Source organism: Pseudomonas sp. SLBN-26, from assembly GCF_006715895.1.
GTDB classification, from domain to species: Bacteria; Pseudomonadota; Gammaproteobacteria; order Pseudomonadales; family Pseudomonadaceae; genus Metapseudomonas; species Metapseudomonas otitidis.
On the sequence record NZ_VFOB01000001.1, the window covers coordinates 3,596,256 to 3,621,573 of the forward strand.

Genomic DNA, 25,318 nt, shown 5'->3' on the forward strand with positions numbered 1-25,318 from the left:
GTAACCCGGGGGCGCGTCCCTGCGCCCCTGACCGGCCCTCGCCCGCTGGGCGAGGGGGTTGTCTGTCAACGCGGCGCCCTGGGGTCGAACTCGTGGACCGAGGGGTCGACCTTGTGCACCGCCGGCTCGCTGGGGGGCGTTTCGTCCTCTTCCACGCGGTTGGGGCCGACCCGCACGTAGTGGAAGAAGCCGAACAGCGCCACCGCGCCCATGGCCAGCAGGCCGAGGGGCTTGGTGATGCCCTTCCACAACCCGACCAGCGGGCTGATGGCAGGCGCCTCGGGCAGGCCGGCGTAGAGCGCGGGCTTGTCGGCGTGGTGCAGCACGTACATGACGTGGGTGCCGCCGACGCCCTGCGGGTCGTACAGCCCGGCGTTGTCGTAGCCGCGCGACTTGAGGTCGACGATGCGCTCGGCGGCGTGCTCCTTCATGGCCTCCTTGGTGCCGAAGACGATGGCCCCGGTGGGGCAGGTCTTCACGCAGGCCGGTTCCAGCCCGACGGACACGCGGTCGGAACACAGGGTGCACTTGTACGCCTTGTGGTCCTTCTGCGAGATGCGCGGGATGTTGAAGGGGCAGCCGGTGACGCAGTAGCCGCAGCCGATGCACTTGTCCTGGTTGAAGTCGACGATGCCGTTGGCGTACTGGATGATCGCGCCGGGGCTCGGGCAGGCTGCGAGGCAGCCGGGTTCGGCGCAGTGCATGCAGCCGTCCTTGCGGATCAGCCACTCCAGCTTGTTCTCCTCGGGCTCGTGCTCGGTGAAGCGCATGACCGTCCAGGAGTCGGCCGTCAGGTCCATGGGGTTGTCGTACACCCCGTGGTTGTGGCCGACCTCGTCGCGCAGGTCGTTCCATTCGGAGCAGGCGACCTGGCAGGCCTTGCAGCCGATGCACTTGGACACGTCGATCAGCTTGGCCACCTCGCCCAGTTGCCGTACGGACGGGCTGGGCGTGGTGGTGGCGGAGCGGGCAATGATGTCTTGTGAGGCCATGGCGCTGCTCCTATGCCTTTTCCAGCTTGACCAGGAACGACTTGAACTCCGGCGTCTGGGTGTTTCCATCCCCGACGAAGGGCGTCAGCGTGTTGGTCAGGTAGCCGTTGCGCGCCACGCCGGAGAAGCCCCAGTGCAGCGGGATGCCGATCTGGTGGACGGTCTTGCCGTCCACCTCGAGCGGGCGGATGCGCTTGGTGACCACGGCCACCGCCTTGATGTAGCCCCGCTGGGACGACACCTTGACCCGCTCGCCGGCAACGATGCCCAGCTCCCGCGCCAGCGCTTCGCCGATCTCGACGAACTGCTCGGGCTGGGCGATGGCGTTCAGCCGGCAGTGCTTGGTCCAGAAGTGGAAGTGCTCGGTGAGGCGGTAGGTGGTCGCCGCATAGGGGAACTCGTCGGCGGTGCCGAGCATCTCGCGGTCCCCCGGGAACAGGCGGGCGGCGGGGTTGCTGGTGACCTTGCGGTTCTCCGGGTGCAGCGGGTTGCGGCCGATGGGCGTCTCGAACGGCTCGTAGTGCTCGGGGAAGGGCCCTTCGTTCATCTTGTCGAGGGCGAAGAATCGCGCTACGCCCTCGGGGTTCATGATGAACGGGTTCATGCCCTGCTCCGGCGGCACGTCGGGCTTGTAGTCGGGCACGTCGGTGCCGCCCCAGGCCTTGCCGTTCCACCACACCAGGCGCTTCTTCTTCGGGTCCCAGGGTTGCCCGTTGGGGTCGGCCGAGGCGCGGTTGTAGAGGATGCGCCGGTTGGCCGGCCAGGCCCAGGCCCAGCCGAGGGTCTGGCCCATGGCGTAGGGGTCGGCGTTGTCGCGGCGGGCCATCTGGTTGCCGGCGGCGGTCCAGCAGCCGGCGAAGATCCAGCAGCCGCTGGCGGTGCTGCCGTCGTCACGCAGCAGGGCGAAGCCGGGCAGTTGCTCGCCGGCCTTGAGCAGCGGTGCGCCCGTGGCCGGGTCGTTGAGGTCGGCCAGGGCCTTGCCGTTGAACTCGCGGGCGATCTCGTCCGGGGCCGGCTCGTCGGGGCGCAGGTAGTTCCAGTCCAGCCCCAGGATGGGGTCGGGGAAGGCGCCGCCGTCGCGGGTGTAGGCCGCGCGCAGGCGGTGGAACAGTGCGCCCATGATGGCGATGTCGGTGCGGCATTGGCCCGGCGGCTCGGCGCCTTTCCAGTGCCACTGCAGCCAGCGCCCGCTGTTGACCAGGGAGCCGTCCTCTTCGGCGAAGCAGGTGGTGGGCAGGCGGAACACGGTGGTCTGGATGCTGGCGGTGTCGACGTCGTTGTACTCGCCGGCGTTGCGCCAGAACTCGGACGTCTCGGTGGCCAGCGGGTCCATCACTACGAGGTACTTCAGCTTGGCCAGGCTCTCCACCACCTTGCCCTTGTTGGGGAACGAGGCGATGGGGTTGAAGCCCTGGCAGAAGTAGCCGTTGACCTTGCCCTGGTGCATCAGGTCGAAGTAGCGCAGCACGTCGTAGGCCGGCACGTCGAGCTTGGGCAGCCAGTCGTAGCACCAGTTGTTCTCGGCGGTGGCGGACTTGCCGAACCAGGCCTTCATCAGGCTGACGTGGAACTTGCCGTAGTTCTGCCAGTAGGACAGCTGCCCCGGCCGCGCGGGCTTGGCGGCGCGCTTGGCGATGTAGGCGGCGTAGTCCTGCTCGGCGTCGCCGGCCAGGGTCAGGTAGCCCGGCAGGGAGTTGGAAAGCAGCCCCAGGTCGGTCAGGCCCTGGATGTTGGAGTGGCCGCGCAGGGCGTTCATCCCGCCACCGGGCATGCCGATGTTGCCCAGCAGCAGCTGCACCATGGCGCCGGTGCGGATGATCTGCGAGCCCACCGAGTGCTGCGTCCAGCCGAGGGCGTACATGATGGTCATGACCTTGCCGGGCGCGGAGGTCTCGGCGATCTGGCTCCAGACCTTCTGCAACTGCTCGGGCGGGGTGCCGCAGGTTCGGCTGACCACCTCGGGCGTGTAGCGGCTGTAGTGCTTCTTCATCAGCTGGAACACGCAGCGCGGGTCTTCCAGCGTCGGGTCGACGCGGGCGTAGCCGTCCTCGCCCTTGGCGTAGCTCCAGGCGGATTTGTCCGGGTAGGCGCGCTTGGCCTCGTCGTAGCCGTTGAACAGGCCGTCTTCGAAGCTGAAGCCTTCGTTCACGATGAACGACGCATCGGTGTAGTGCCGGACGTACTCGTGCTGGATCTGGTTGGTGGTGATCAGGTAGTTGATCAGCCCCCCCAGGAACGCGATGTCGGTCCCGGTACGGATGGGTGCGTAGTAGTCGGCCACGGAAGCCGAGCGCGTGAAACGCGGGTCGACCACGATCAGCCGGGCCTTGTTGTGGGCCTTCGCTTCGGTCACCCATTTGAAGCCACAGGGGTGGGCTTCGGCAGCGTTGCCGCCCATGATCAGCACCAGATCGGCATTCTTGATGTCGGTCCAGTGGTTGGTCATGGCGCCACGGCCAAACGTCGGGGCAAGACCTGCCACCGTCGGGCCATGTCAGACACGTGCTTGGTTATCGAACCCCAGCATGCCCAGTGAACGCACCACCTTGTGGGTGATGTAGCCGGCTTCGTTGCTTGATGCCGACGCGGCGAGGAAACCGGTGGTGAGCCAGCGGTTGACCGTCTGTCCGGCGTCGTTCCTGGCCACGAAGTGGGCATCGCGGTCCGCTTTCATCAGCTGGGCGATGCGGTCGAGCGCCTCGTCCCATTCGATGCGCTTCCACTCGCTGGAGCCGGCTTCGCGGACCTCGGGGTACTTCAGGCGGTTGGGGCTGTGGACGAAGTCCAGCAGGCCGGCGCCTTTCGGGCAGAGGGTGCCGCGGTTGACCGGGTGGTCCGCGTCGCCCTCGATGTGGATGATGTTCTGCGCCACGTTCTTCGACGCATCGCCCTGGCTGTACATGATCAGGCCGCAGCCGACCGAGCAGTAGGGGCAGGTGTTACGGGTTTCGACGGTTCGCGCCAGCTTGAAATGGCGCACCTGGTCGGCGAAGGCGACCGGGGGTGCCATCCCCAGCGCCGCCAGGCTCGATCCTCCAAGGCCTACACCGCAGACCTTGAAGAACTGTCGACGGTTCATGTCCATCGTGGGTTCTCCTGCATCAGGCAAGGGAGTCGCTCTTCGGCGACTCTTCAGCCCCGGAAGCTTAGTCAAGCGAACCGCTCCGCGCATGGATCCAGAGCAATGGTTTGACCGAAATGCCCGAGCGGCACGTCAACCGGGCCGTTATCCCGCCGGGCGCAACTTCCTATGGTGAAGGCCCTTCTCCCCGCCCCGGTCCGCCATGAACACAGCCTATCCCCACCTGCTCTCGCCCCTGCACGTCGGCCCGCTGCACCTGCGCAACCGCGTGGTGATGGGCTCCATGCACACCGGCCTGGAAGACCGCCTGCGGGACTTCGACAAGCTGGCGGCCTACTACCGGGAGCGGGCGCGGGGTGGCGTCGGGCTGATCATCACCGGCGGCTTCGCGCCCAACCGGGAAGGCTGGCTGCTGCCCTTCGGCAGCAGCCTGACCCGCGGCCTGGAAGTGCCGGCCCACCGTCGCCTGACCCAGGCGGTGCACACCGAGGGCGGGCGCATCCTGCTGCAGATCCTGCATGCCGGGCGCTACGGCTATCACCCGCTGGTGGTGTCGGCCTCGCCGCTGAAGTCCCCCATCAGCTGGTTCGCCCCGCGCGAGCTGAGCGAGCGGGGCATCGAGCGCACCCTGCGGGCCTTCGTGCGCTGCGCGAGGCTGGCCAAGGCGGCGGCCTACGACGGGGTGGAGATCATGGGCAGCGAGGGCTACCTGCTGAACCAGTTCCTCTGCCCGCGCACCAACCAGCGCCGCGACCGCTGGGGCGGCTCGCTGGAAAACCGCATGCGCCTAGCGGTGGAGATCGTCCGGCGCATCCGCCGCATGGCCGGGGACGGCTTCGCCATCGGCTTCCGCCTGTCGCTGCTGGACCTGGTGGAGGGCGGCAACACCGCCGAAGAGGTGCAGCAGATCGCCCTGGCGCTGCAGGAGGCCGGCATCGACCTGCTCAACACCGGCATCGGCTGGCACGAATCGCGGGTGCCCACCATCGTCACTTCGGTACCGCGCGGGGCCTTTGCCGAGGTCAGCGCACGGCTGCGGCGCGTGCTGCGGGTGCCGGTGGTGGCCAGCAACCGCATCAACACCCCGGAACTGGCCGAGGCGCTGATCGCCGACGGCCAGGCGGACCTGGTGTCCATGGCCCGGCCGCTGCTGGCCGACCCGCAGTTCGTCGCCAAGGCGGCGGCGGGCCGGCCCGAGGCGATCAACACCTGCATCGCCTGCAACCAGGCCTGCCTGGACCACGCCTTCGCCAACCGCCGCGCCAGTTGCCTGGTCAACCCACGGGCCGGTTTCGAGACCGAGCTGCGCTACCGCCGCACCCGCCAGCCCAAGCGCATCGCCGTGGTCGGTGCCGGGCCGGCGGGGCTTTCCGCCGCCTGCGTGGCCGCCGAGCGCGGGCACCGGGTGACGCTGTTCGAGGCGGCGGCCGAGATCGGTGGGCAGTTCAACCTGGCCCGGCGTATCCCCGGCAAGGCGGAGTTCGACGAGACGCTGCGCTACTTCCGCACCCGCCTGGCGGAGCTGGGGGTGGAGCTGGTGCTGAACCGCCGCATCGGCCCCGGCGAGCTGAGCGGCCATTACGACGAGGTGGTGGTGGCCACCGGGGTGCGCCCCCGCGCACTGGCGTTGCCGGGCGGCGAACACCCCAAGGTGCTCAGCTACGCCGAGGTGCTGCTGGGCGCGCCGGTGGGCGAACGGGTGGCGCTGGTGGGGGCCGGTGGCATCGGCTTCGACCTGGCGGCCTTCCTGCTGCAGCCGCACACGCCGGACCCGGCGCGCTGGCGTGCCGAGTGGGGCATCGACCTGCAAGGCTCCACGCCCGGCGGGCTGGTTCCGCCGCTCGCCCTGCAGCCGCAGCGGGAGCTGTGGCTGCTGCAACGCAAGCCGGCGCCCCTCGGTCGGGGGCTGGGCAAGACCAGCGGCTGGATCCACCGCGCCCACCTGCAACGCCTGGGCGCGCGGATGCTGGGCGGGGTGGACTACCTGCGCGTCGACAACGACGGCCTGCACATCCGCCACGACGGACGCGAGCAGGTGCTGCCTGTGGATAACGTGGTGATCTGCGCCGGCCAGGAACCCGTGCGCGACCTGCACCCGGTGCAGGGCTCCGACCACCTGCGCCTGCACCTCATCGGCGGCGCCCGCCGCGCCGGCGAACTCGACGCCAAGCGCGCCATCCGCGAAGGCGCCGAGCTGGCGGCGCGGTTGTGAGGGGCTTCGAGATTCTCGGCGGCGCGGATAGACGCCGGTGGGCTGAAGCGGAACGCCGCCCGGCCCACCCTACGACCGATGCCTGAAGCTGTTTGGCTGCACCCTGTGGGAGCACTTTCAACATCGATGCGGTTCGCCGAGCTCACCGCATCCTACGATTCCGCCCCGTCCGTAGGATGGGCTGAGCTGTGCGAAGCCCATCGGGATGGCGTGCGGGATCGATCCACCAACGCCACGCTAATGGGCCGCTGAAGACCTCGGCCTCTCACATCCCTGACGGATCGATGCGGTTCGCCGAGCTCACCGCATCCTACGGTGCCGCTCCATCCGTAGGATGGGCTGAGCTGTGCGAAGCCCATCGTGACGGGCTCCGGGTGAGGGACTTCGAGATTCCTGAAGCCGCTGGGCTTCACGCATCCCAGTCGGTGTCGTCCTGCAGGCGTTCGGCGAGGTGGTCGAGGAGCAGGCGCAGGGCGTGGGGCATCTGCCGGCGGCTGCCGTAGAGGGCGTAGATGCCGAGCACCTGGGGTTCGTGGTCGGGCAGCAGCTGCACCAGGTCGCCGCTGCGCACCAGGGCGGCCACCGAGTAGCGCGGTTGCAGGCTGATGCCCTGCCCCGCCAGGGTGGCCTCCAGCAGCACCATGGATTCGTTGGCGCTGAGCCGGCCGCTGACCGGAACGGCGCTGGGCTCGCCGTCGCGGAAGAAGGTCCACAGGCTGCGACCGAAGTAGGAATAGGTCAGGCAGTCATGGCGCACCAGGTCCTCGGGGGTACGCGGCAGGCCGTGGCGGGCGACGTAGGCTGGGGTGGCGCAGACCACCGAGCGGCAGGTGCCGAGGCGCCGGGCGATGAGGTTGGGGTCGAGCTGGTTGGTGATGCGCAGGGCCAGGTCGATGCGTTCCTCGATCAGGTTGACCGCCTGGCTGTTCACCAGCAGGTCGATGCCCACGGCCGGATACTGCTGCTGGAAGCGGCCGATCTCGTGCACCAGCCAGGCCTGGGCGAAGGACTGGCTGCAGGTGACCCGCAGGCGGCCGCTGGGCGCCTCGCGGTGGTCACGCCCGAGGCTCTGCATGGACTCGGCCAGGGCGCAGACCTCCCGGCACTGCGGCAGCATCTGCTCGCCGGTGCCGGTCAGGCTCAGGCGCCGGGTGCTGCGGTGCAGCAGGCGCGCGCCGGCCCACTCCTCCAGCGCGGCGAGGTAGCGCGAGATCATCGCCCGCGACATGTCCAGGGCATCGGCGGCGGCGGTCTGGCTGCCCCGCTCCACCACTTCGACGAAGACCCGCATGGCAGTGATCCGATCCATGTCTATGCTCGCTATGTGCAACAAAGAAGCGCGGATTATGGCGTTTTTTGCCGTCTATCACGCAACTATCCTGCACGCCGTCACCCACTCACCGAGGTAGCCCACCATGGCCCCGTTCGCTCTCATCCGCCGCCTGCTGGCCGGCGCCCTGCTCAGCGCCGCCGCCGGCAGCGCCCTGGCCCAGCAACCCCTGGAACTGCAGGTCTACAACCCCGGCGAGCAGGCCGTGTTCCCGGTCAGCTCCTCCCTGCTGCTGGGCGAGAAGGACGCCCTGCTGGTGGACGCGCAGTTCTCCAGCCACCAGGCCGATGACCTGGTCAAGCGCATCCAGGCCAGCGGCCGCCGCCTGACCACCATCTTCATCAGCCACGGCGACCCGGACTTCTACTTCGGCCTGGACACCCTGCTGCGCGCCTTCCCGGACGCCAAGGTGCTGGCCACCCCGCAGACCATCGCCCACATCCAGGCCACCAAGGACCTGAAGCTGGCCCACTGGGGCCCGATCCTCAAGGACGGCGCGCCGCGCAACCTGGTGGTGCCGCAGCCGCTGCAGGGCGACAGCCTGACCCTGGAAGGCGAGCGCATCCGCGTGATCGGCCTGGACGGTCCGGACCCGAGCCACACCAGCCTCTGGGTGCCGTCCCTGCGCACCGTGCTGGGTGGCGTACTGGTCAGCGGCAACATGCACGTATGGACCGCCGACTCGCAGACCGTCGAATCCCGCCGCAACTGGGTCGGCGCGCTGGACGCCCTGGAAGCGCTGCAACCGCAACGCGTGGTCCCCGGCCACTACCTGGGCGAACCGGCCAAGGGCCTGGGCGACCTGCAGTTCACCCGTGACTACCTCAAGGCCCTGGAGCAGGAGCTGCCCCGCACCAAGGACGCCAAGGCCCTGGTGGCCGCGATGAAGAAGCGCTACCCCGACCTGCACGGCGTGGAAGACCTGGAACTGAGCGCCAAGGTGCTCAAGGGCGAGATGCAGTGGCCCTGATCTGAGACAGCGACCGGGGGGCGGCGGCATAATCGCCGCCCCCTTCGTTTCAGGAGATTCCCCCATGCCCAATGCCTGGTGGCTGCTTGCCCTGCCCTTCGTCGCCGGTTCCTTCCTCCCGCTCCAGGCGGGCATCAATGGCCAGTTGGCCAGGCAGGTCTCCAGCGTCATGAGCGCGGCGCTGATCTCCTTCCTGGTGGGCACGGTGGCGCTGTTCATCGTCGCCGCCGCGCAACGCGAACTGCCCAGTTTCACCGCGCTCAAGGGCCTCACCTGGTGGCACTGGAGCGGCGGCCTGCTGGGGGCCGTGTTCATCGCCACCGCCGCTTTCGCCGGGCCACGCATCGGCGCGCTGCTGTTCATGGTGCTGGTGCTCGCCGGGCAACTGAGCATGGCCCTGGCGCTCGACCACTTCGGCTGGGCCGGTTACCGCGAGGCGCCCATCAGCGTCGGCAAGCTGGCCGGCCTGGGCCTGATCATCGCCGGCGTGTGGATGATCCGCCGCGGCTGACCGGCCGTCAGACAAAGGTCGGCCAGGACAGTGGCCAGTTGATGTCAATGCGGAACCGGGTAAGCTCTGCCCACCAGCCGTATTTGTGATCACAACGCATGACTGACACAGAGCTGCCCCACCAGCCGGAGACCTTCCCGCTCTGGCGCGAGATCCAGGACACCCGCACCCGAACCCGCCTTGGCGGCCTCTACTACCTGCTGGCCTGGACCATTGCCTGGGCCTTCAGCGCCGCCCCCGGCGAGCACCTGCTGCTGGGCCTGGGCGGCACCCTGCTGTTCGGCGCCCTGCTGGTGGCGCGCCTCCGTCACTGCCCGGGCGCGGCCGCCAGCCAGGCGCAGCTCAAGCGCTGGCTGGACACCCACTGGGGGCTGATCCTGCTCACCTGCCTGGCCTGGGGCCTGGCCCACGCCTACATGATCCTCACGCCCGACTACCGGGACGCCCGCATCATCGGCACCCTCAGCACCGTCGCCTTCGGCACCGCCATGGCCTTCAACTTCGCCATGCGCCGGGCCTGGGCCATCCTCGCCTTGATGCTGCTGTACCTGCCGGGCCTGGCCGCCATGCTGCTTTCCCCCGAGCGGCTCACCGCCGAGCTGGTGACCCTGGCCTTCTACCTCAGCTACCTGCTGCTGGCCCTCAACCGCAGCCACCGCGAGTACCAGGGCACCCTGAACCTGGAGATGGAGCTGCTGCTGCAGCGCCAGCGCCTGGACGCCCTCAGCCGCACCGACGGGCTGACCCTGCTGGGCAACCGCCACCAGTTCAACAACCTGTTCCCGGCCATGGTCGCCCACGCCGCCCGCGAGGGCTCGCCGCTGTCGCTGGTGCTGCTGGACATCGACTTCTTCAAGCGCATCAACGACGAGTACGGCCACGCCGCCGGCGACCGCTGCCTGGAGCAGTTCGCCGAGCGCATGCGCCAGGTGTTCCGCCGTGACAGCGACGCCCTGCTGCGCCTGGGTGGCGAGGAATTCGGCGTGCTGATGCCCGGCACCACGCGGGAGCAGGCCGTGCAACTGGGCGAGAGCTTCCGCAGCGCCCTGGCCCGCGAGGGCCTGACCTATGACGGGCACACCCTGCCGATGACCACCAGCCTGGGCGTCGGCTGCTTCGACCCGCAGCACGACGCCAGTGCCGAGGCCTTCTTCAAGCGCGTGGACGATGCCCTGTACCGCGCCAAGAGCCACGGCCGCGACCGGGTGGAGACCGCCTAGGCCGCCACCCGCCGCCCCGCCTCAGAGGCGGAAGCGCCCCATCTGTCCGGCCAGGTCGTCGGCCAGCCGGCTGAGTGCCTGGCACTCCTCGCGGCAGCCGCGCACCTCGCCGGCGGTGGCACCGGCCAGGTCGGCGATGCCCTGCACGTTGCGGTTGATCTCCTCGGTGACCGAGGACTGCTCTTCGGTGGCGGCCGCCACCTGATGGTTCATGTCGCTGATGGCCTCCACCTGGTCGGTGATCGCCGACAGCGACTGGCCGGTGCGCTGGCTGGCCTCGACGCCGGTTCCGGTGGCCGATTGCCCGGCGCGCATGGAGCTGACGGCCGTTTCCGCACCGCTCTTCAGGCGCTGGATCATCTGCTGGATTTCGTCGGTGGAGGCCTGGGTGCGGCTGGCCAGGGTGCGCACCTCGTCGGCCACCACGGCGAAGCCGCGGCCCATTTCGCCGGCCCGCGCCGCTTCGATGGCGGCGTTCAGTGCCAGCAGGTTGGTCTGCTCGGAAATGCCACGGATCACCGCCAGCACCTGGTCGATGGACGCCACCTGCTCGGCCAGCTCGGTGACCGCCGTGGCCGCCTCGCCGATCTCCCCGGACATGCGCTCGATGTGGCGGATGGAATCCCCCACCACCTGGCGCGCCTGCACCGCTTCGTCCCGCGCCTTCTGCGAGCTGAGCGCGGCGCTGCCCGCGTTGCGGGCGATCTCCTGCACGGTCAGGCCCATCTCGTGCACCGCCGTGGCCACCATGTCGGTCATCTCCTGCTGGCGGCCGGCGCGCTGGGCGGTGTTCTCCACCACGGTGGTCACCTGGCCGACCGCGTCGCGCAGGCTGCGGCTGGTGCCGAGCACGTCGGCGATCAGCCCGCGCTGGCTCTCCAGGAAGCGGTTGAAGCCTCGCGCCAGGTCGCCCAGCTCGTCGGCGCGGCTGTCGTCCAGGCGCCGGGTCAGGTCGCCACCGCCACCGCCGATCTCCACCAGCGCCGCCGTCACCTGGCGGATCGGCCGCACCAGCCCACGGGCCAGCAGCACCACCAGCAACAGCGAGAGCAGCGCCACGCCGATGCCCACCAGACAGGTGGTGATCAGCGCCTGGCGCGCCTCGGCGTAGATCTCGCCCTCGGGCACCTCGCTCACCAGCACCCAGTCCACCGACTGCAGCGGCTGGGCCAGCGCCAGGAAGGGCTGGCCGTCACGCTCGAAGCGCACCGCCTGGCCCTGGCCACCCAGCAGCGCGCGGGCGGCGTCACCGCTGGTCAGGTCGGCCAGGGTGCGGCTGTCGTTGTAGTCCGACTGCGGGTGGATCTTCACCTTGCCGTCGGCGCTGACCAGGTACACCCGCCCGCTCTTGCCGAAGCGGAAGTCGCGGATCATCGCCGACATCGCCCCCAGGCCGTAGCCCAGGCCCGCCACCCCCAGGGTGCGGCCGCCGGCACTGACCCGCTGGTTGATGAACAGCGTCGGCTGGCGGGTGCTCTTGTCCACGTCGATGTCCAGCGAGCGCGGCTTGCCGCCATCGAGGAAGCCGTAGAACCAGGCGTTCTCCGCCGGCCCCCGGGTCAGGGTGCGGTCCAGGCCCTTGCCGGTGTAGTAGTGCCCGCTGTCCTGGCTGACCAGGAAGGTGACCAGGGCGTTGTGCTGCGCCTGCACGCCGGCCAGGTAGCGCACGAAGTCCGCCTGGCGTGCCGGGTCCTCGCCGGCGCCGAGCCAGTCGTGGACCAGGCTGTTGTCCGCCAGGGAGCGCGCCGCCGTCAGCGGCTCGGCCAGCACCCGCTCCAGGTCGTTGCGGATGGCCAGGGTGCTCTTGGGCAACGCCTCGCCCACCAGGTAGCGGTCGCTCAGGCGGAAGACCACCGCCGAGTAGAGGCCGACCACGATGAGGATGCTCACCAGCAGGGCCGCGCCCATGCTGAGGATCAACTGCCATTGGATACTGCGTTGCCAGAGGCGCATGGGCCTGTCTCCTGGGACTGTGTGGCTGAAAGGCACGCGACCGCCCTGCCCCGCCGGCACACGCCGGCGAGCCGCCACGATCCGGGGCGGGCAGGTGGGGCTCCTGGGGAGGGGCGAGGCGTTCGGACGTGCCTGTCCGGTTACGGGCCCGACCGCGCGCGAATGCACGGGGGCCGGGCGGGACGGCGGATTGTATACATGAAGCCGGACAATCCGGCAGCCCGCCCACACTGTTTTCTCGACCGCGGGGTCAAGTTGCTTGAGCGGTGGCTAGTCGATCACCCGGAACTCCAGACGAGCGGTCGCCCCGGCCTCGTCCAGCAGGCTCAGCTGATGGCGCCCCACGTCACCGGGCCATGCGTCCAGGGCGCCGTCCGGGCTGCTCTCGCCCAGGGGCGCGCCGTCGAGGAACCACCAGCGCCGGCCACTGCCCCCCAGGCTCGACAGGCGCACCCGCAGCGGGCCCGCGCTGGCCGCCGGGCGGCGCACCTGCTCGCCTTCGCGCAGGCCGACGATGGACAGCGGTGCGGCGCCGGGCAGCAGCACCGGCGGGCACGTCGGCGAGGGCGGCGGCAGGCGCCCGGCCAGGCGTTCGCGCCGGGGCAGCCAGGGTTCCAGCGGGGCGGGCCACAGCGCCACCTCGCGAGGCTGGGCGCCGGGGCAGCCCGGCGCGGTGCGCCGGCCCTGGGCGTCCACCCACCAGGTCTGGCGCAGGCCCAGGCCCAGCGGCTGGTCGGCCGCCAGCAGGGTCGGCGGGGTGGTGCCGTCGAGGGTCCAGGCCAGGCGCGGCCGGCGGCAGTTGGGGTCGTCCCGGGCCAGGGGCTGGCCGAGGGGCCAGCAGATCGCCGCGATGCCCACCGAGTCCGGGCGTGGGTCCGCCGGGGGCAGCACGCCGCGCTGGGCGTCGCGGTTGAGCAGCACATCGTGCACCTGCATCAGCAGCGGCGCCGCCGAGGCCAGGCCGAACTGGCCCGGCACCGGGGTGCCGTCGGGGCGGCCGATCCACACGCCCACCAGGTAGCGTGGCCCCACGCCCATGGCCCAGGCATCGCGGAAGCCGTAGCTGGTGCCGGTCTTCAGGGCCAGCAGCGGGCCCAGCGGCGCCGGGGCCTGGGGGTCCAGGTCCGGGCGGGACTGGCCGGCGAGGATGCGCCGCACGATCCACGCCGCTCCGGGAGACAGCAGGCGCCGCTCGCGCAGCCCCTCGTCCGGCTGCAGGCGGGGCGGGGCGGCACGGCCCTGGCGGGCCAGGGCGGCGTAGGCGCCTACCAGGTCCTCCAGCCGCGCCCCGGCGCCGCCCAGCACCAGCGCCAGGTTCGGCTCGGCGCCGGCCGGCAGCACCAGGGGCAGGCCGGCGCTGCGCAGCTCACCGGCGAAGCGCTTCGGCCCGTAGGCCTCCAGCAGCTGCACGGCCGGCAGGTTGAGGGAGGTGGCCAGGGCTTCGCTGGCCGCCACCGGCCCGCTGAAGCCGGAGGAGAAGTTGCCGGGGCGGTAGTCGCCGTAGCGGCGCGGCACGTCCTGCAGCAGCGATTCGGAATGGATCAGCCCGGCGTCCAGGGCCAGGCCATAGAGGAACGGTTTGAGGGTGGAGCCGGGGGAACGCAGCGAGGTGACCATGTCGACGTGGCCGAAGCGGCGGGCGTCGTCCAGCTCCACCGACCCCAGGTAGGCGCGCACCGCCATGCTCGGGTGCTCCACCACCAGGATCGCCGCCGAGGTGCGCTCCGGCAGCTTCGCCCGCCAGCCCAGCAGCAGGCTTTCCAGCCGCCGCTGCAGGGCGGCGTCGACGGTGGTGCGGATCAGCGGCGGGCTGCCCGGCCGGTTCAGCCGCCGCGCCAGCAGCGGCGCCAGGTTCGGTTCCTGGCGCGGCGCCAGCAGCACCGGCTCCTGCAGGGCTTCGTCCACCACCGCCTGGGGCCACACGCCGTACTCGGCGAGGCGCTTGAGCACCTTGTCCCGCGCGGCGGTGGCGCGCTCGGGGTGGCGGTCCGGGCGCAAGCGGCTGGGCGCCTGGGGCAGCACCGCGAGCAAGGCGGCCTCGGCGCGGGTCAGCTGCGACGGCGGTTTGCCGAGGTAGGCCCAGCTGGCCGCCGCGACCCCCTGCAGGGTGCCGCCGAAGGGTGCGCGGTCCAGGTAGAGGGTGAGGATCTGCGTCTTGGACAGGTGCCATTCCAACTGCAGGGTGCGCCACAGCTGGCGCAGCTTGCCGGTGAAGGTCCGCGGGTGGGGGTCGAGCAGCCGCGCCACCTGCATCGACAGGGTGCTTCCGCCGGAGAGCACCCGGCCGCCGCTGAGGTTCTGCCAGGCGGCGCGCCCCAGGGCCAGCGGGTTGACCCCGGGGTGGCGGTAGAACCAGCGGTCCTCGTAGGTGAGCAGCGCCTCCAGGTAATAGGGCGAGACCTGCTCCGGGGTCACCGGGTAGCGCCACACGCCGTCGGCGTCGGCAAAGCGCCACAGCGGGGTGCCGTCCTCGGCCAGCACCACCCGCGCGCGGTCGTCGGCCGGGAGTGGCAGCGGGAACAAGCGGTCGGCCAGCCACAGCAGTGCCAGCAGCAGGAGCGGCACGCTGATCCAGCGGCGCCGCGCCAGGCGGCGGGCGCCACGGTGGCAGGTGAAAAGCAACGACACGAACGGCACTCCAGGCAGCATCGGACAACGGCCGGCCCCGCCACCGCAGGGGGTGGGGCCGGCCTTCAGGGCATCGCCAAGACCGGGGGCGAGGCCATCAGCGGTCGTGGATCACCATCACCTCCGGCGCATCCCCCAGGGCCTGCCATTGCGGCCGGTACATGGACTCCACCTGGGGTGGCGGCACGCGGTAGGTGCCGGGGGTCACGGCGCGGGCCAGGTAGAGCAGGTGCGTGGTGTCGTAGCCGCTGACGTCCACGGCGGCCACGTAGCGGTCGTCGCGGAACTCCTGGTGCTTGATGGCCGCCCCCTGCATGGACTCCTGCAGGCCGCGCACTTCCTGGCTGGCGTCCTGCAGGCTGGCGGCGCTGTGGGCCAGGTTCTGGTTCTCCGGCTCCAGGCCGGCGGGCAGCAGGTCCACCACCAGGGCGTCGGGGGTGCGCTCGCGGGCCTGCACGCTGAGGTGCACCAGCACCAGCTGGCCGCTGCGCAGGTCGCGGATGTCCACGGGCTTGCCCTCCAGGCCCAGGTAGTCGCGCTGGATCGAGAGGTTCTCGCCGCCCGCCTTCGGTGCCTCCGTCGGGTAGCCGGACAGGGTCAGGCGCTGGTACAGCGGCGCCGGGCTGCGGCTGGTGAGGGTCAGCGGTTCGGCCAGGGCCTGCTCGTCGAAGCGCAGGTTGGCGTGGTCGCGGTCCAGGGTGCGAGCCTGCCCGGCGATGTCCAGGCTGGCCTGCCAGTCCGGCTCGGGCTTGCCGATCAGGTGGCGGCCGGCGAGGAACAGCGCGTTGCGCTCCTGGGTCGACAGCCAGTCACGGCCGGCCAGGCGATCCGACAGCGGGAACAGGCGGGCGTCGACCTGATCCGGCGCCAGGCCGCTTTCCTCCAGCAGGGCGAGGATCAGCGCCTCGTCCCGCAGGGTGCTGCCGTAGTCGGCGTACCAGCCATCGCCACGCACGGCCTGGGCCGCCAGCCCGGCCTCCAGCGCCTGGTCGGCGCGGGGCTGGTCGCCCATGGCCTTGAGGGCCACGGCCAGTTGCACCAGGGCCAGGCCCGAGCGCGATTCGGCACGCCGCTCGAACAGGCTGCGCAGGGCACCGAGGGGTGCCTGCTGGGTGCGGGCCAGCACGTAGCCGGCGTAGGCCTGCACGGCGAAGCGGCTGTAGTCGCTGTTGTCGGTGTAGTTCACGTCGATCTGGTTGCGGTCCTGCAGGTAGCGCAGCAGGCGCTCGTTGGCCTTGGCGAGGGCGGCGGCGGGCACGTCGAAGCCCTGCTCGCGGGCGCGCTGGAGGAAGTCGGTGACGTAGGCGGTCAGCCAGGGTTCCTCGTCGCTCTCGTTGCTCCACAGGCCGAAGCTGCCGTTGAAGCGCTGGATGCCCAGCAGGCGCCCGATGCCGATGGCGATGGCCTTGCGCCGCTGCTCGTCGGGCTCGTCCTCCAGGCCCAGGCGCTGGCGGGTGGCGGCGTCGAGGTAGAGCGAGGCGTAGAGCCCGCTGGTGGTCTGCTCGGCGCAGCCATAGGGGTAGGCGCGCAGGGCGCGGATGTGCTCGGCGATGTTCAGCGGCGGGCGCGCGGACACCGACAGCCGGGCCTCGCGGCCGATGGTTTCGAAGGCCGCCAGGGTGCCGGCGGGCAGGCTCCAGCTGTCGCCCTTGAGCACCGCGCGGAAGCTGCGGGTCTGCGCCGGCCAGGCCGGGCGGATGCCCAGGGTCCAGTCACGGGTCAGCGGTGCCAGGGCCTCGCCGGGCAGGGCCAGGCCGTTGACCGTGACGCGGATGCTGCCCTGGCCGAAGCCACTGAGGGCGCGCACCGGCACCCGCAGGGTGGTGCGCTGGCCGTCGGCCAGTTGCAGCGGGGTGGTCTGCCCGGCGGGGGCCTCGGCGAGGCGCAGCAGGCCGTCGGCCTCCAGCTTCACGTCGAGGGCCTGGGGCTGGCCGGAGAGGTTGGTCAGGTCGAGGGCGACGCTGGTCTCGTCACCGCCGGCGAGGAAGCGCGGAGCGGCCAGTTCGGCCACCAGCGGCGCGGCCACCACGGTCTTGCCTTCGGCCATGCCGTAGCGTTCGTCGGTCCACACCTGGGCCATCAGCCGCAGCTCGCCATTGAAGTCGGGGATGTCCAGGCTGACGTCGCCCTCCCCCTGCTCGTCGAGGGTCACCGGCACGCTCTGCAGGGCCACCAGGCGCACCTTGCTCGGCGGGCGCTTGCCACCGGCGGCGAGGCCGGCGTCACCGCCGAAGGCCAGGGAGGCGAGGCGCCCCTGGCCGGCTTCGATCAGTTGGCCGTACACGTCCAACTGGTCGGCGCCGTAGGCCTTGCGGCCGAACAGCGCGGCGAAGGGGTCGGGGGTGGCGTAGTCGGTGATGCTGAGGATGCCGGCGTCCACCGCCGCCACCAGCACATGGGCCTGGCGCGCCGGGGTGCCGTCGGCGTTCTTCGCTTGCACGTGCACGGCCAGGGGCTGGTTGGGGCGCATCTTCTCGGCGGCGCGCAGGGTCAGCGCCAGCTTGCGCGGGGCGCGCTCCAGGGGCAGGTGCAGCAGGCCGACGGCGCGCTTGGGCGTGACCCGCTCCTTGCGCTCGCCGGGGCGCACCACCAGGGCGCTGACGTAGAGGTCATGACGGGCCCATTCGCGGCCCACTGGGACCTCGAAGGTGCGGCCTTCGGCGGGCACGTCGATGTTCTGCCACCACAGCGGGCCGTCGGCGGACTCCACCAGCAGGTAGCCGCTGCCGGCCGCTGGCGGGGTGACGCTGATGCGTGCCACGTCGCCTTCGCTGTAGGCGGGCTTGTCCAGTGCCAGCTTGACCTGGTCGGGGCGCACGGCGCCGCCCTCGGTGTTGTCCTGCCAGCGGTAGCCGGCCCAGAAGCGCAGGCTGCTGACCATCCCGGTCTGCGGGTCTTCCACCTCGACCCGGTAGGGGCCCCACTGCACGGGGAAGCTGACGCGGGTGGTGCCGTTGGCGGCGACGTCCACCAGGCGTTCGTCGCTGATGAGGAATTTCTCGTTGTAGTGGTAGTTCCAGCCGCCGTCGTCGTCGTAGCTCCAGTAGTAGTCGCGGCGCTCGCGCACCAGGCGCACCTTGACGCCCTGGGCAGCCAGCTTGTTGCCCTCGGGGTCGGCGATCAGCAGTTCCACCTCGGCCATGCCGTTCATGTCCACCTGGTCGTCGGTGAACACGCCGCGCAGGCCGGGCAGGCGGGCGGCGGGCCACACCGGTTGCTCCAGGCGCCGGGTGACAGGGCGGCCGCCGGACTCCAGCAGGCTGGCCTGCAGGGTCAGCGACAGCGGCGAGCGGGCGCTGGCCCAGCGGCTTTCCAGCTCCAGGGCGCCCTTGCCGGCTTCGTCGAGCTTGACCTCGTCCAGCTCCACGTCCTGGCTCAGCTCCTCTTCGGTCACCGAGCCGAACTGGTAGCCGGGCAGTGCCTTCACCGCTTCGCGCAGCGGCCGTACGTAGAGCTGGCCGGTGAGGCGGTTGCCGGCGGCCGGGGCGCCGTAGAGGTAGCGCCCCTGCACCTGGAAGCGGGCGACGTCGCCGGGTTCCAGGGGCGTGTCGCTGCCCTTGATCTCCAGGGCCATGCGTTCGGGGAGGAAGTCCTCCACCTGGAATTCGTAGAGCTGCTTGTGGCCGTTGCCGAGGTCGATCAGCAATTGCCAGCGGCCGGTGGGGGCGTCCCCCGAAAGGGCCAGCTGGTGCTGGTAGAGGCCGTTGGCGTCGGGGCTCCAGACGAAGCTCTGGCTGACCTGGTCGTCCGGGCGGCGCACTTCGACGTTCACCGGCTGGGGCGCCAGGGCGTGGCCGTCGCGGTCTCGCAGCAGGGCGTTGAGCAGCACGGTCTCGCCGGGGCGGTAGAGGTCACGCGGGCCGAAGACGAAGAACTGCAGTGGTTGCTGGGCCGGGCCGGCGATGTCGAACTCGGACAGGTCCAGGGCCGGCGTGTCCAGGCGCAGCAGGCTGATCTGGTCGCCCTGGTGGCCCACCAGCACGCGGCCCTTGTCGGTCAGCGGCAGTTGCAGGTGGCCCTTGTCGTCGGTCTTGCCCTCGGCCAGCACGGTGCCTTCGGGGTCGAGCAGCTGCAGGTTCACCTCGGCCTGGGGCTTGCCGCCCTCCAGAGCCTGGGCGAAGACATCCAGGCGGCCGCCGAAGCGGTGGGCGGAGAGGCCGATGTCGCTCAGGGTGAACAGCGTGGCGGGGTTGCTGTAGCTGTAGCGGCCGGCGCGGCGCATCACCGCCAGGTACACGCCGGCCGGTTTCAGCGGCTCGATGCCGGCGATGGGCAGCAGCAGGTTCTCGCGGGTGTTGGGCGCGGGCTTGAGGTCGAAACGCCCGGAGTAGACCAGGTCGGCAGTGCGCAGCAGGGCGTCGCTGTCCCAGTAGCTCATCTGGCTGCGGCGGCCCCAGCGGGCAAGCAGCTTGGGCAGCTCGGCGGGGCGCACGCGGAAGAAGTCGACGTCCACGGCGTCGACGTTGAGGGCGATCACCGGCAGGCCTTCGGCAAGGCGGCTGGGCAGCAGCGAGCCCTGGCTGGCGAAGCCCACCGAGGGCTGCAGGTCGCGGGTGCGCAGCTGGCTGACGCTGGCGCTGGCCAGGCGGGCGTCGTTCACCCCGCGCAAGCCGGCGTCGATGGTCAGCTCCAGGTCACGCTTGGGCTGCAGGTGGCGCAGGCGCAGCTCCATGAGGTTGTCGTCCAGCTCCCAGGCGCCATCCACCTTGCCGCTGGCCTTGTCCACCAGGTGCAGGCGCTCGGCGAAGGGCTGCTCCGGGTCCAGCGGCACGGAGAAGGTCACCGACAGGGCGCTGGCGCCGTCGAGCTGGACTTCGGAGATGTCCACCACCTTCAGCTCGCGGCCGGCGTAGCGCTTGGCCAGCGCCGCGGTGTCCACCGGCGCGCGGGGCGCCTGGACCTGGGCAGCGGGTTCGGCGGCGGCCTTCTCGGCGGTGTGTTCGGGGGTGGAGGAATCGCAGGCGGCAAGCAGCCCCAGCGAGAGGGCCAGTAACAATCCTTTGTACGACGACATGGTGACTCCGGGGCGGGACGCGCGGTTGCGCGCGCGGCAACTATAGACGAGCCGTGATGCCAGTAAAGTCGCCGCCTTCACGCTTTGGACGGCATGAATGTTCCGCTTGGGTCTGCTCTCAATCCACGCAGGCAGTTTCTGGAGGCGCCCTCCAGTCGACGCCCCACGCACTTGCACCGCTATACTGCGCTGCCCTTGCGGAGCCCGAGAATGAGCCCGATTCGCGACGCCTGGCGGCACCGCCCCACCCACCGACGGGTGTGGGGTCTGGCCGCACCGATGATCCTCTCCAACGTTTCCGTGCCCCTGGTGGCGCTGGTGGACAGCACCGTGGTGGGCCACCTGCCCCATGCCCACCAGCTGGGCGCCGTGGCGGTGGGCAGCATGCTCTACACGCTGATGATCGGCGTGCTCGGTTTCCTGCGCATGGGCACCACCGGCTTCGCTGCCCAGGCCGCCGGACGGGCCGATGGCGGTGCGCTGCGCCAGGTGCTGCTGCAGGGCCTGCTGCTGGCCGGGGTCCTGGCGCTGGGCCTGGGGCTGCTGGCCCTGCCCTTCGGGCACCTGGCCCTGGGGCTGATGGCGCCCTCGGCGGAGCTGGACCAGCTGACCCGCGAATTCTTCCACCTGCGCCTGCTGGGGTTGCCGGCAGCCCTGGCCAACTACGCGCTGGTGGGCTGGTTCCTCGGCACCCAGAACGCCCGGGCACCGCTGGCGATCCTGCTGGGGACCAACCTGGCGAACATCGCCCTGGCGCTGTGGTTCGTGCTCGGCCTGGACTGGGGCGTGGCCGGCGCGGCCAAGGCGGCGGTGACGGCCGAGTGGTTCGGCGCCCTGATCGGCCTGGCGCTGACCCGGGGCGCGCTGCGGCGCCACCCGGGGCGCATCGTGGCGGGTGCCTTGCGCCGCTGGGCCAGCTGGCGGCCGCTGCTGGCGGTGAACCGCGACATCTTCATCCGCTCCCTGGCGCTGCAGCTGGTGTTCTTCCTGCTCACGGTGCAGGGCGCGCGGCTGGGCGATGCCACGGTGGCGGCCAACGCGCTGCTGCTCAACGGCCTGCTGGTGACCGCCTATGCGCTGGACGGCCTGGCCCACGCGGTGGAGGCCCTGTGCGGCCACGCCATCGGCGCCGGCAACCGCGCGGAGCTGCGCCGGGCCCTGGTGGTAGCGGGGGGCTGGTCGCTGATCGCCAGCCTGGGCTTTGCGCTGTTCTTCCTGCTCGGCGGCGGGCTGTTCATCGACCTGCAGAGCGACATCGCCGAGGTGCGCGCGGTGGCCCACCGCTACCTGCCCTACCTGGCGCTGCTGCCACTGGTGGCGGTGTGGAGCTACCTGCTGGACGGCCTGTTCATCGGCGCCACCCGCGCCCGCGAGATGCGCAACGCGATGCTGCTGGCGGTGCTGCTGAGCCTGCCGCTGGGGCTGGCCCTGGCGGGCCTGGGCAACCACGGGCTGTGGCTGGCCTTCCTGGGCTTCATGGCGCTGCGCGGCCTCAGCCTGGCGGGCCTGGCCTGGCGCCTGCAGCGGCGCGATGCCTGGTTCGCCGGGGCGCCTGCGCCCTCGAACGCTTCCCCCTCCCCTGCACCCTGAAGGAGCCTGCCATGGCCGACGCGATCGCTGCCTACCTGCATTACCTGTCGATCTTCCTGCTGTTCGCGCTGCTGGTGCTGGAGCACCGCCTGTTCAAGCTGCCGCTGGACCTGGACCGGGCCCGCAGCCTGATGCGCATCGACATCGCCTACGGCATCACCGCCAGCCTGGTGCTGGCCACGGGGCTGGCGCGGGTGCTGTGGTTCGGCAAGGGCAGCGCCTACTACCTGCACAACAGCCTGTTCCACGCCAAGGTCGGGCTGTTCGTGCTGGTGGCGCTGCTCTCCACCTTCCCCACGGTGGTGTTCCTCGGCTGGCGCAACAGCGTCAAGGCCGGCCAGGTGCCGGTGCTGTCGCCACGCACCGGCAAGCTGCTGGTGATCACCCTGCGCGCCGAGCTGACCCTGCTGCTGGTGCTGCCGCTGCTGGGCGCGCTGATGGCGCGGGGCTTCGGGGTGATCGGCTGAGCCCTTACAGGCGCATCCCCACGGCCAGCCGGTTGAAGGCGTTCATCAGGGCGCAGACGAAGCTGAGGTCGCTGATCTCGGTGTCGCTGAAATGCGCCTTGAGCGGCTCGTAGGCCGAGTCGGGGGCGCCGCTGCCTTCCAGCCGGGTCAGCGACTCGGCCCATTCCAGCGCGGCACGCTCGCGCTCGCTGTACAACCCGCTCACCCGCCAGCCGGCCAGGGCATCCAGGCGCGCCTGCTGCTCGCCGCCGGCGCGCAGGGCGCGGCTGTGCATCTCCAGGCAGAAGGCGCAGCCGTTGATCTGCGAGATGCGCAGGTACACCAGTTCGATCAGGGCGTTGCCCAGGGGGCTGTCCTGCAGGGCGTTCTTGGCGCTGAGCAGGCTTTGGTAGACACGGGGGGACAGTTCGCTGAACGGCAGTCTGAGTGCACTCATGGGAAAACTCCGATGGGGTTGAAGTAGGGGTGGGTGTCCAGCCGGGCGCGGATCTGCTGCTCGGCCTGGGCGACGGCTTCGGGGCCCTGGGCGAGCCCCTGGAGGTGGAAGAATTCGACGTGGTGCAGGCCGATCACCCCGAGGATGTGGCGCAGGTAGGGGGTGAGGAAGTCGGCCTGGCTGGCCCGCGCACCCAGGTAGGTGCCGCCGGAGCTGATGACCACGAAACAGGGCCGGTCTTCCAGCAGCCCATCCTTGGTGCCGTTGCGCAGGGTGAAGGTGCGCTGGATGCGCACCACGTAGTCAAGCCAGAGCTTGAGGCAGGCCGGCACCATGTAGTTGTGCATGGGGGTGGCGATCAGCAGGTGGTCGGCGGCCTCCACTTCACGCACCAGGGTTTCCGATACGGCGAAGGCGGGGTCGTCCTTCGCGGCGCGGGTCATCAGGGCGCGGGCGTAGTCACCGGTCAGCGGCGGCAGCGGTTCGGCCACCAGGTCACGCAGCTGCAGGTCGCTGCGCGGTTGCAGGCGCTCGGCCATCTCGCGGGCCAGGCGGCCGCCGAGGGAGGCTTCGCCGTTGGGGCTGCAGTCGATGAGCAGGGTTCGGGGCATGGGGTCCTCCGGTCAGGTGAGAAAACGGCTGAAGTGCAGGCCGGTGGCGAGCAGGCCCTGGCGGAAGTAGAAACGCTGGGCGAGGGCGTTGGCCAGGGCGGTGTCCAGCACCAGCTTGGCGCACCCGTCGGCGCGCGCCAGCCGCTCCACCTCCGCCAGCAACGCGGCGCCGACGCCCTGGCTGCGGGCGCCTTCGGCGGTGACCAGGTCGTCGACGTAGACGAAGCGGTCGTGGATCAGGTTGTCCAGGGTGCGGTAGCCGGCCAGCCCGAGCAGGCGGCCGTCCTGGCTGGCGGCCAGCAGCCGGTAGCCCTGCTGGCGCTGCCGGGCGACACGCTGGACGAAGGCCTCGGCGTCGACCAGGCGCGGGCGCAACTGGTGCATCAGGCCAAAGGCCGCGCGCAGAGCGGGTTCGTCCGCTTCGAGGTGGTGCAACTGCAGGGAGGCGTCGCTCATGGGGGCTGTCCGGTGAGTGGTTGGGCGCTACTCTAGGGCGCCCATGTCCCAGCCTACAGAGCCAAGATTCGAGGAAATGACCAGGCCATGACCACCCGCCCGTCGCTGGACCGTACCCTCGACACGCCGCTGTTCCTGCAGCTCTACCAACGCCTGCGCGAAGCCATCGAGCAGGGCCGCCTGGCGCCGGGGGCGCGGCTGCCCTCGCTGCGGGCCCTGGCCAGCGAGCTGAACCTGGCGCGGGGCACGGTGGAGGCGGCGTACCAGATGCTGATCGGCGAGGGCTATGCGGAGGCCCACGGCCCGGCCGGCACGCGGGTGTCGCCGCGCCTGGGCGGCAGCCTGCCGGAACGCCCGGCCACACCGGGGCCGGCCCGCACGGCGGCGCCAGCCGAGGCGCCCCGGCTGGAGCCGTTCCAGCTCGGCCTGCCGGCCCTGGACGCCTTCCCCCGCAAGCTGTGGACGCGCCTGGTGCAACGCCACCTGCGGGCCCTGGCCGGCCCGGCGATGATGACGCCCGACCCGGTGGGCCACCGTCCGCTGCGGGAAAGCCTGGCGGCGTACCTGGGGGTGTCCCGGGGGATCCGCTGCTCGCCCGAGCAGGTGTTCATCACCACCAGCCACCTCGCCAGCCTGGCGCTGGTGCAGCGCACGCTGATGCGCCCGGGGGACCGCATCTGGCTGGAGGACCCGGGCTATCACCACGCCCGCGAGATGCTCGCGGCGCTGCCACTGGACTGTGTGCCGGTGCCGGTGGACGGAGAGGGGCTGGTGGTGGAGGCCGGTTGCCGGCGGGCAGCCGACGCGCGCTTCGCCCTGGTCACGCCGACCCACCAGAGCCCCACCGGGGTGGCGCTGTCCCTGCCCCGCCGCCTGGCACTGCTGGACTGGGCGCGCCGGGCCGAGGCCTGGATCATCGAGGACGACTACGACAGCGAGTACCGCTACCACGGCCGCCCGCTGCCGGCGCTGAAGAGCCTGGACGAAGCCGGCCGGGTGCTCTACGCCGGGACCCTGAGCAAGGTGCTCTACCCCGGCCTGCGCATGGCCTACCTGGTGGTACCGGCGGCGCAGGTGGAGGCTTTCCGCCAGAGTGCGCGGCTGTTCCCCAGCGGCTGCCCGGAGCTGATGCAGGCGGCCCTGGCGGACTTCATCGAGCAGGGGCATTTCGCCCGCCACCTCAAGCGCATGCGCAGCCTCTACGCCGAGCGCCGCGCCCACACGCGGGAGGCGCTGCTGGCCGCGTTTGGCGAGGGCCTGCGGATCGACCAGCAGGCCGGCGGCATGCACCTGCTGGCCTACCTGGCGGACGGCCAGGACGACACCGCCATCGCCCAGCGCGCCCGCCAGGCGGGGCTGGCGGTGGTGCCGCTGTCGCGCTGGCGCCTGGAGAGCCGGGGCGCACCGGGGCTGGCGCTGGGCTTCACCAACATCGCCACCCCCGACGAGGCCCGGCACCTGGCCCAGCGGTTGCGGGCCGCCGTCGAAGCGACCGGGTAAACACCCAAACGCAGGGTGGGCTTCAGCCCACCGCTTCTGCCCCAAGCCCGTGCCAAACGGTGGATCGGCGCTCACCGGATGGCGCCAAGGCACCCGTAGGATGGGCTGAGCTGTGCGAAGCCCATCATCCCGGGCGGGGCTTGGATTGATGCGGTTCGCTGAGCTCACCGCATCCTACGGACTCACACCGTTCCGGCGACGAGACGGTGTGTCGGTGAAGTGCGATACAACCACCAATTACTGGCACCCAGATCCTGGGAATAACACCCGGAACCTGCGCAACAGAAGGTGGATCGGCGTTCACCGGATGGCGCCATGGCACCCGTAGGATGGGCTGAGCTGTGCG

The 25,318-nt window shown here is 71.0% G+C and carries 16 protein-coding genes and 1 pseudogene; 7 read left to right on the forward strand and 10 right to left on the reverse strand.

Annotated features, from left to right (window positions below):
* Positions 1–65: 65 nt before the first annotated feature.
* Both fdxH and fdnG read right to left on the reverse strand, forming a co-directional pair.
* The gene (gene fdxH, locus FBY21_RS16625; RefSeq protein ID WP_044411222.1) at positions 66–992 is read right to left on the reverse strand and encodes a formate dehydrogenase subunit beta; all 927 of its coding nucleotides are present in this window, start codon (positions 990–992) and stop codon (positions 66–68) included.
* A 10-nt stretch (positions 993–1,002) separates the two neighbouring features.
* Positions 1,003–4,077, reverse strand: coding sequence for a formate dehydrogenase-N subunit alpha (fdnG, locus tag FBY21_RS16630; protein ID WP_142012442.1), 3,075 nt, complete (start codon positions 4,075–4,077; stop codon positions 1,003–1,005).
* Between the two features lie 199 nt (positions 4,078–4,276).
* On the opposite strand from fdnG, the gene FBY21_RS16635 reads away from it, so the two are divergent.
* The gene (locus FBY21_RS16635; RefSeq protein WP_142012445.1) at positions 4,277–6,286 is read left to right on the forward strand and encodes an NADPH-dependent 2,4-dienoyl-CoA reductase; all 2,010 of its coding nucleotides are present in this window, start codon (positions 4,277–4,279) and stop codon (positions 6,284–6,286) included.
* Between the two features lie 409 nt (positions 6,287–6,695).
* Here FBY21_RS16635 and FBY21_RS16640 read toward each other — a convergent pair whose 3' ends face one another.
* On the reverse strand, positions 6,696–7,595 hold the full coding sequence (locus FBY21_RS16640) for a LysR family transcriptional regulator (protein ID WP_044411213.1): 900 nt from the start codon (positions 7,593–7,595) through the stop codon (positions 6,696–6,698).
* A gap of 106 nt (positions 7,596–7,701) precedes the next feature.
* On the opposite strand from FBY21_RS16640, the gene FBY21_RS16645 reads away from it, so the two are divergent.
* From FBY21_RS16645 to FBY21_RS16655, 3 genes are all read left to right on the forward strand, one after another.
* Entirely contained in the window at positions 7,702–8,586 is an 885-nt protein-coding gene (locus FBY21_RS16645) for an MBL fold metallo-hydrolase (protein ID WP_142012447.1), read from the forward strand.
* A gap of 64 nt (positions 8,587–8,650) precedes the next feature.
* Entirely contained in the window at positions 8,651–9,097 is a 447-nt protein-coding gene (locus FBY21_RS16650) for a DMT family transporter (protein ID WP_044411209.1), read from the forward strand.
* Between the two features lie 98 nt (positions 9,098–9,195).
* Positions 9,196–10,317 (forward strand): GGDEF domain-containing protein, encoded by a 1,122-nt coding sequence (locus FBY21_RS16655; protein ID WP_142012449.1) that lies wholly within the window; start codon positions 9,196–9,198, stop codon positions 10,315–10,317.
* A gap of 21 nt (positions 10,318–10,338) precedes the next feature.
* Here the strand turns inward: FBY21_RS16655 and FBY21_RS30310 are convergent, their stop codons facing one another.
* From FBY21_RS30310 to FBY21_RS16670, 4 genes and pseudogenes are all read right to left on the reverse strand, one after another.
* Positions 10,339–11,076: a methyl-accepting chemotaxis protein gene (locus FBY21_RS30310; RefSeq protein WP_371321026.1), complete on the reverse strand. Its 738-nt coding sequence runs from the start codon at positions 11,074–11,076 to the stop codon at positions 10,339–10,341.
* A 126-nt stretch (positions 11,077–11,202) separates the two neighbouring features.
* Positions 11,203–12,270, reverse strand: a pseudogene (locus FBY21_RS30315) (cache domain-containing protein); the annotation flags it as partial.
* Positions 12,271–12,540: 270 nt separating this feature from the next.
* The gene (pbpC, locus tag FBY21_RS16665) at positions 12,541–14,859 is read right to left on the reverse strand and encodes a peptidoglycan glycosyltransferase PbpC (RefSeq protein WP_409563819.1); all 2,319 of its coding nucleotides are present in this window, start codon (positions 14,857–14,859) and stop codon (positions 12,541–12,543) included.
* A 136-nt stretch (positions 14,860–14,995) separates the two neighbouring features.
* Positions 14,996–19,912, reverse strand: coding sequence for an alpha-2-macroglobulin family protein (locus FBY21_RS16670; RefSeq protein WP_142012454.1), 4,917 nt, complete (start codon positions 19,910–19,912; stop codon positions 14,996–14,998).
* Between the two features lie 210 nt (positions 19,913–20,122).
* Here FBY21_RS16670 and FBY21_RS16675 point away from each other — a divergent pair, with 210 nt between their 5' ends.
* Positions 20,123–21,502, forward strand: coding sequence for an MATE family efflux transporter (locus FBY21_RS16675; RefSeq protein ID WP_074972717.1), 1,380 nt, complete (start codon positions 20,123–20,125; stop codon positions 21,500–21,502).
* Between the two features lie 11 nt (positions 21,503–21,513).
* Entirely contained in the window at positions 21,514–21,969 is a 456-nt protein-coding gene (locus tag FBY21_RS16680; protein WP_044411196.1) for a DUF2214 family protein, read from the forward strand.
* A gap of 4 nt (positions 21,970–21,973) precedes the next feature.
* Here the strand turns inward: FBY21_RS16680 and FBY21_RS16685 are convergent, their stop codons facing one another.
* Genes FBY21_RS16685 through FBY21_RS16695 form a run of 3 tightly spaced genes read right to left on the reverse strand, consistent with a single transcriptional unit; the run spans position 21,974 to position 23,472 of the window.
* On the reverse strand, positions 21,974–22,405 hold the full coding sequence (locus tag FBY21_RS16685; protein WP_044411193.1) for a carboxymuconolactone decarboxylase family protein: 432 nt from the start codon (positions 22,403–22,405) through the stop codon (positions 21,974–21,976).
* Positions 22,402–23,016 carry an FMN-dependent NADH-azoreductase gene (locus tag FBY21_RS16690; protein WP_142012457.1) on the reverse strand — a complete coding sequence of 205 codons (615 nt, stop codon included), beginning with the start codon at positions 23,014–23,016 and terminating at the stop codon, positions 22,402–22,404. Before FBY21_RS16690 ends, FBY21_RS16685 begins: the two co-directional genes overlap by 4 nt.
* Positions 23,017–23,028: 12 nt before the next feature.
* Positions 23,029–23,472: a GNAT family N-acetyltransferase gene (locus FBY21_RS16695; RefSeq protein WP_142012459.1), complete on the reverse strand. Its 444-nt coding sequence runs from the start codon at positions 23,470–23,472 to the stop codon at positions 23,029–23,031.
* Positions 23,473–23,559: 87 nt separating this feature from the next.
* Here FBY21_RS16695 and FBY21_RS16700 point away from each other — a divergent pair, with 87 nt between their 5' ends.
* The gene (locus tag FBY21_RS16700; RefSeq protein ID WP_142012462.1) at positions 23,560–24,972 is read left to right on the forward strand and encodes a PLP-dependent aminotransferase family protein; all 1,413 of its coding nucleotides are present in this window, start codon (positions 23,560–23,562) and stop codon (positions 24,970–24,972) included.
* The last annotated feature ends 346 nt before the right edge of the window (positions 24,973–25,318 follow it).

Excerpts from the sequence above, each read along its gene's own strand:
- fdxH (WP_044411222.1), bottom strand. The coding sequence starts at position 992 with ATGGCCTCACAAGACATCATTGCCCGCTCCGCCACCACCACGCCCAGC.
- FBY21_RS16635 (WP_142012445.1), top strand. The coding sequence starts at position 4,277 with ATGAACACAGCCTATCCCCACCTGCTCTCGCCCCTGCACGTCGGCCCG.
- FBY21_RS16640 (WP_044411213.1), bottom strand. The coding sequence starts at position 7,595 with ATGGATCGGATCACTGCCATGCGGGTCTTCGTCGAAGTGGTGGAGCGG.
- FBY21_RS16645 (WP_142012447.1), top strand. The coding sequence starts at position 7,702 with ATGGCCCCGTTCGCTCTCATCCGCCGCCTGCTGGCCGGCGCCCTGCTC.
- FBY21_RS16650 (WP_044411209.1), top strand. The coding sequence starts at position 8,651 with ATGCCCAATGCCTGGTGGCTGCTTGCCCTGCCCTTCGTCGCCGGTTCC.
- FBY21_RS16655 (WP_142012449.1), top strand. The coding sequence starts at position 9,196 with ATGACTGACACAGAGCTGCCCCACCAGCCGGAGACCTTCCCGCTCTGG.
- FBY21_RS30310 (WP_371321026.1), bottom strand. The coding sequence starts at position 11,076 with ATGACCGACATGGTGGCCACGGCGGTGCACGAGATGGGCCTGACCGTG.
- FBY21_RS16670 (WP_142012454.1), bottom strand. The coding sequence starts at position 19,912 with ATGTCGTCGTACAAAGGATTGTTACTGGCCCTCTCGCTGGGGCTGCTT.
- FBY21_RS16675 (WP_074972717.1), top strand. The coding sequence starts at position 20,123 with ATGAGCCCGATTCGCGACGCCTGGCGGCACCGCCCCACCCACCGACGG.
- FBY21_RS16680 (WP_044411196.1), top strand. The coding sequence starts at position 21,514 with ATGGCCGACGCGATCGCTGCCTACCTGCATTACCTGTCGATCTTCCTG.
- FBY21_RS16685 (WP_044411193.1), bottom strand. The coding sequence starts at position 22,405 with ATGAGTGCACTCAGACTGCCGTTCAGCGAACTGTCCCCCCGTGTCTAC.
- FBY21_RS16690 (WP_142012457.1), bottom strand. The coding sequence starts at position 23,016 with ATGCCCCGAACCCTGCTCATCGACTGCAGCCCCAACGGCGAAGCCTCC.
- FBY21_RS16695 (WP_142012459.1), bottom strand. The coding sequence starts at position 23,472 with ATGAGCGACGCCTCCCTGCAGTTGCACCACCTCGAAGCGGACGAACCC.
- FBY21_RS16700 (WP_142012462.1), top strand. The coding sequence starts at position 23,560 with ATGACCACCCGCCCGTCGCTGGACCGTACCCTCGACACGCCGCTGTTC.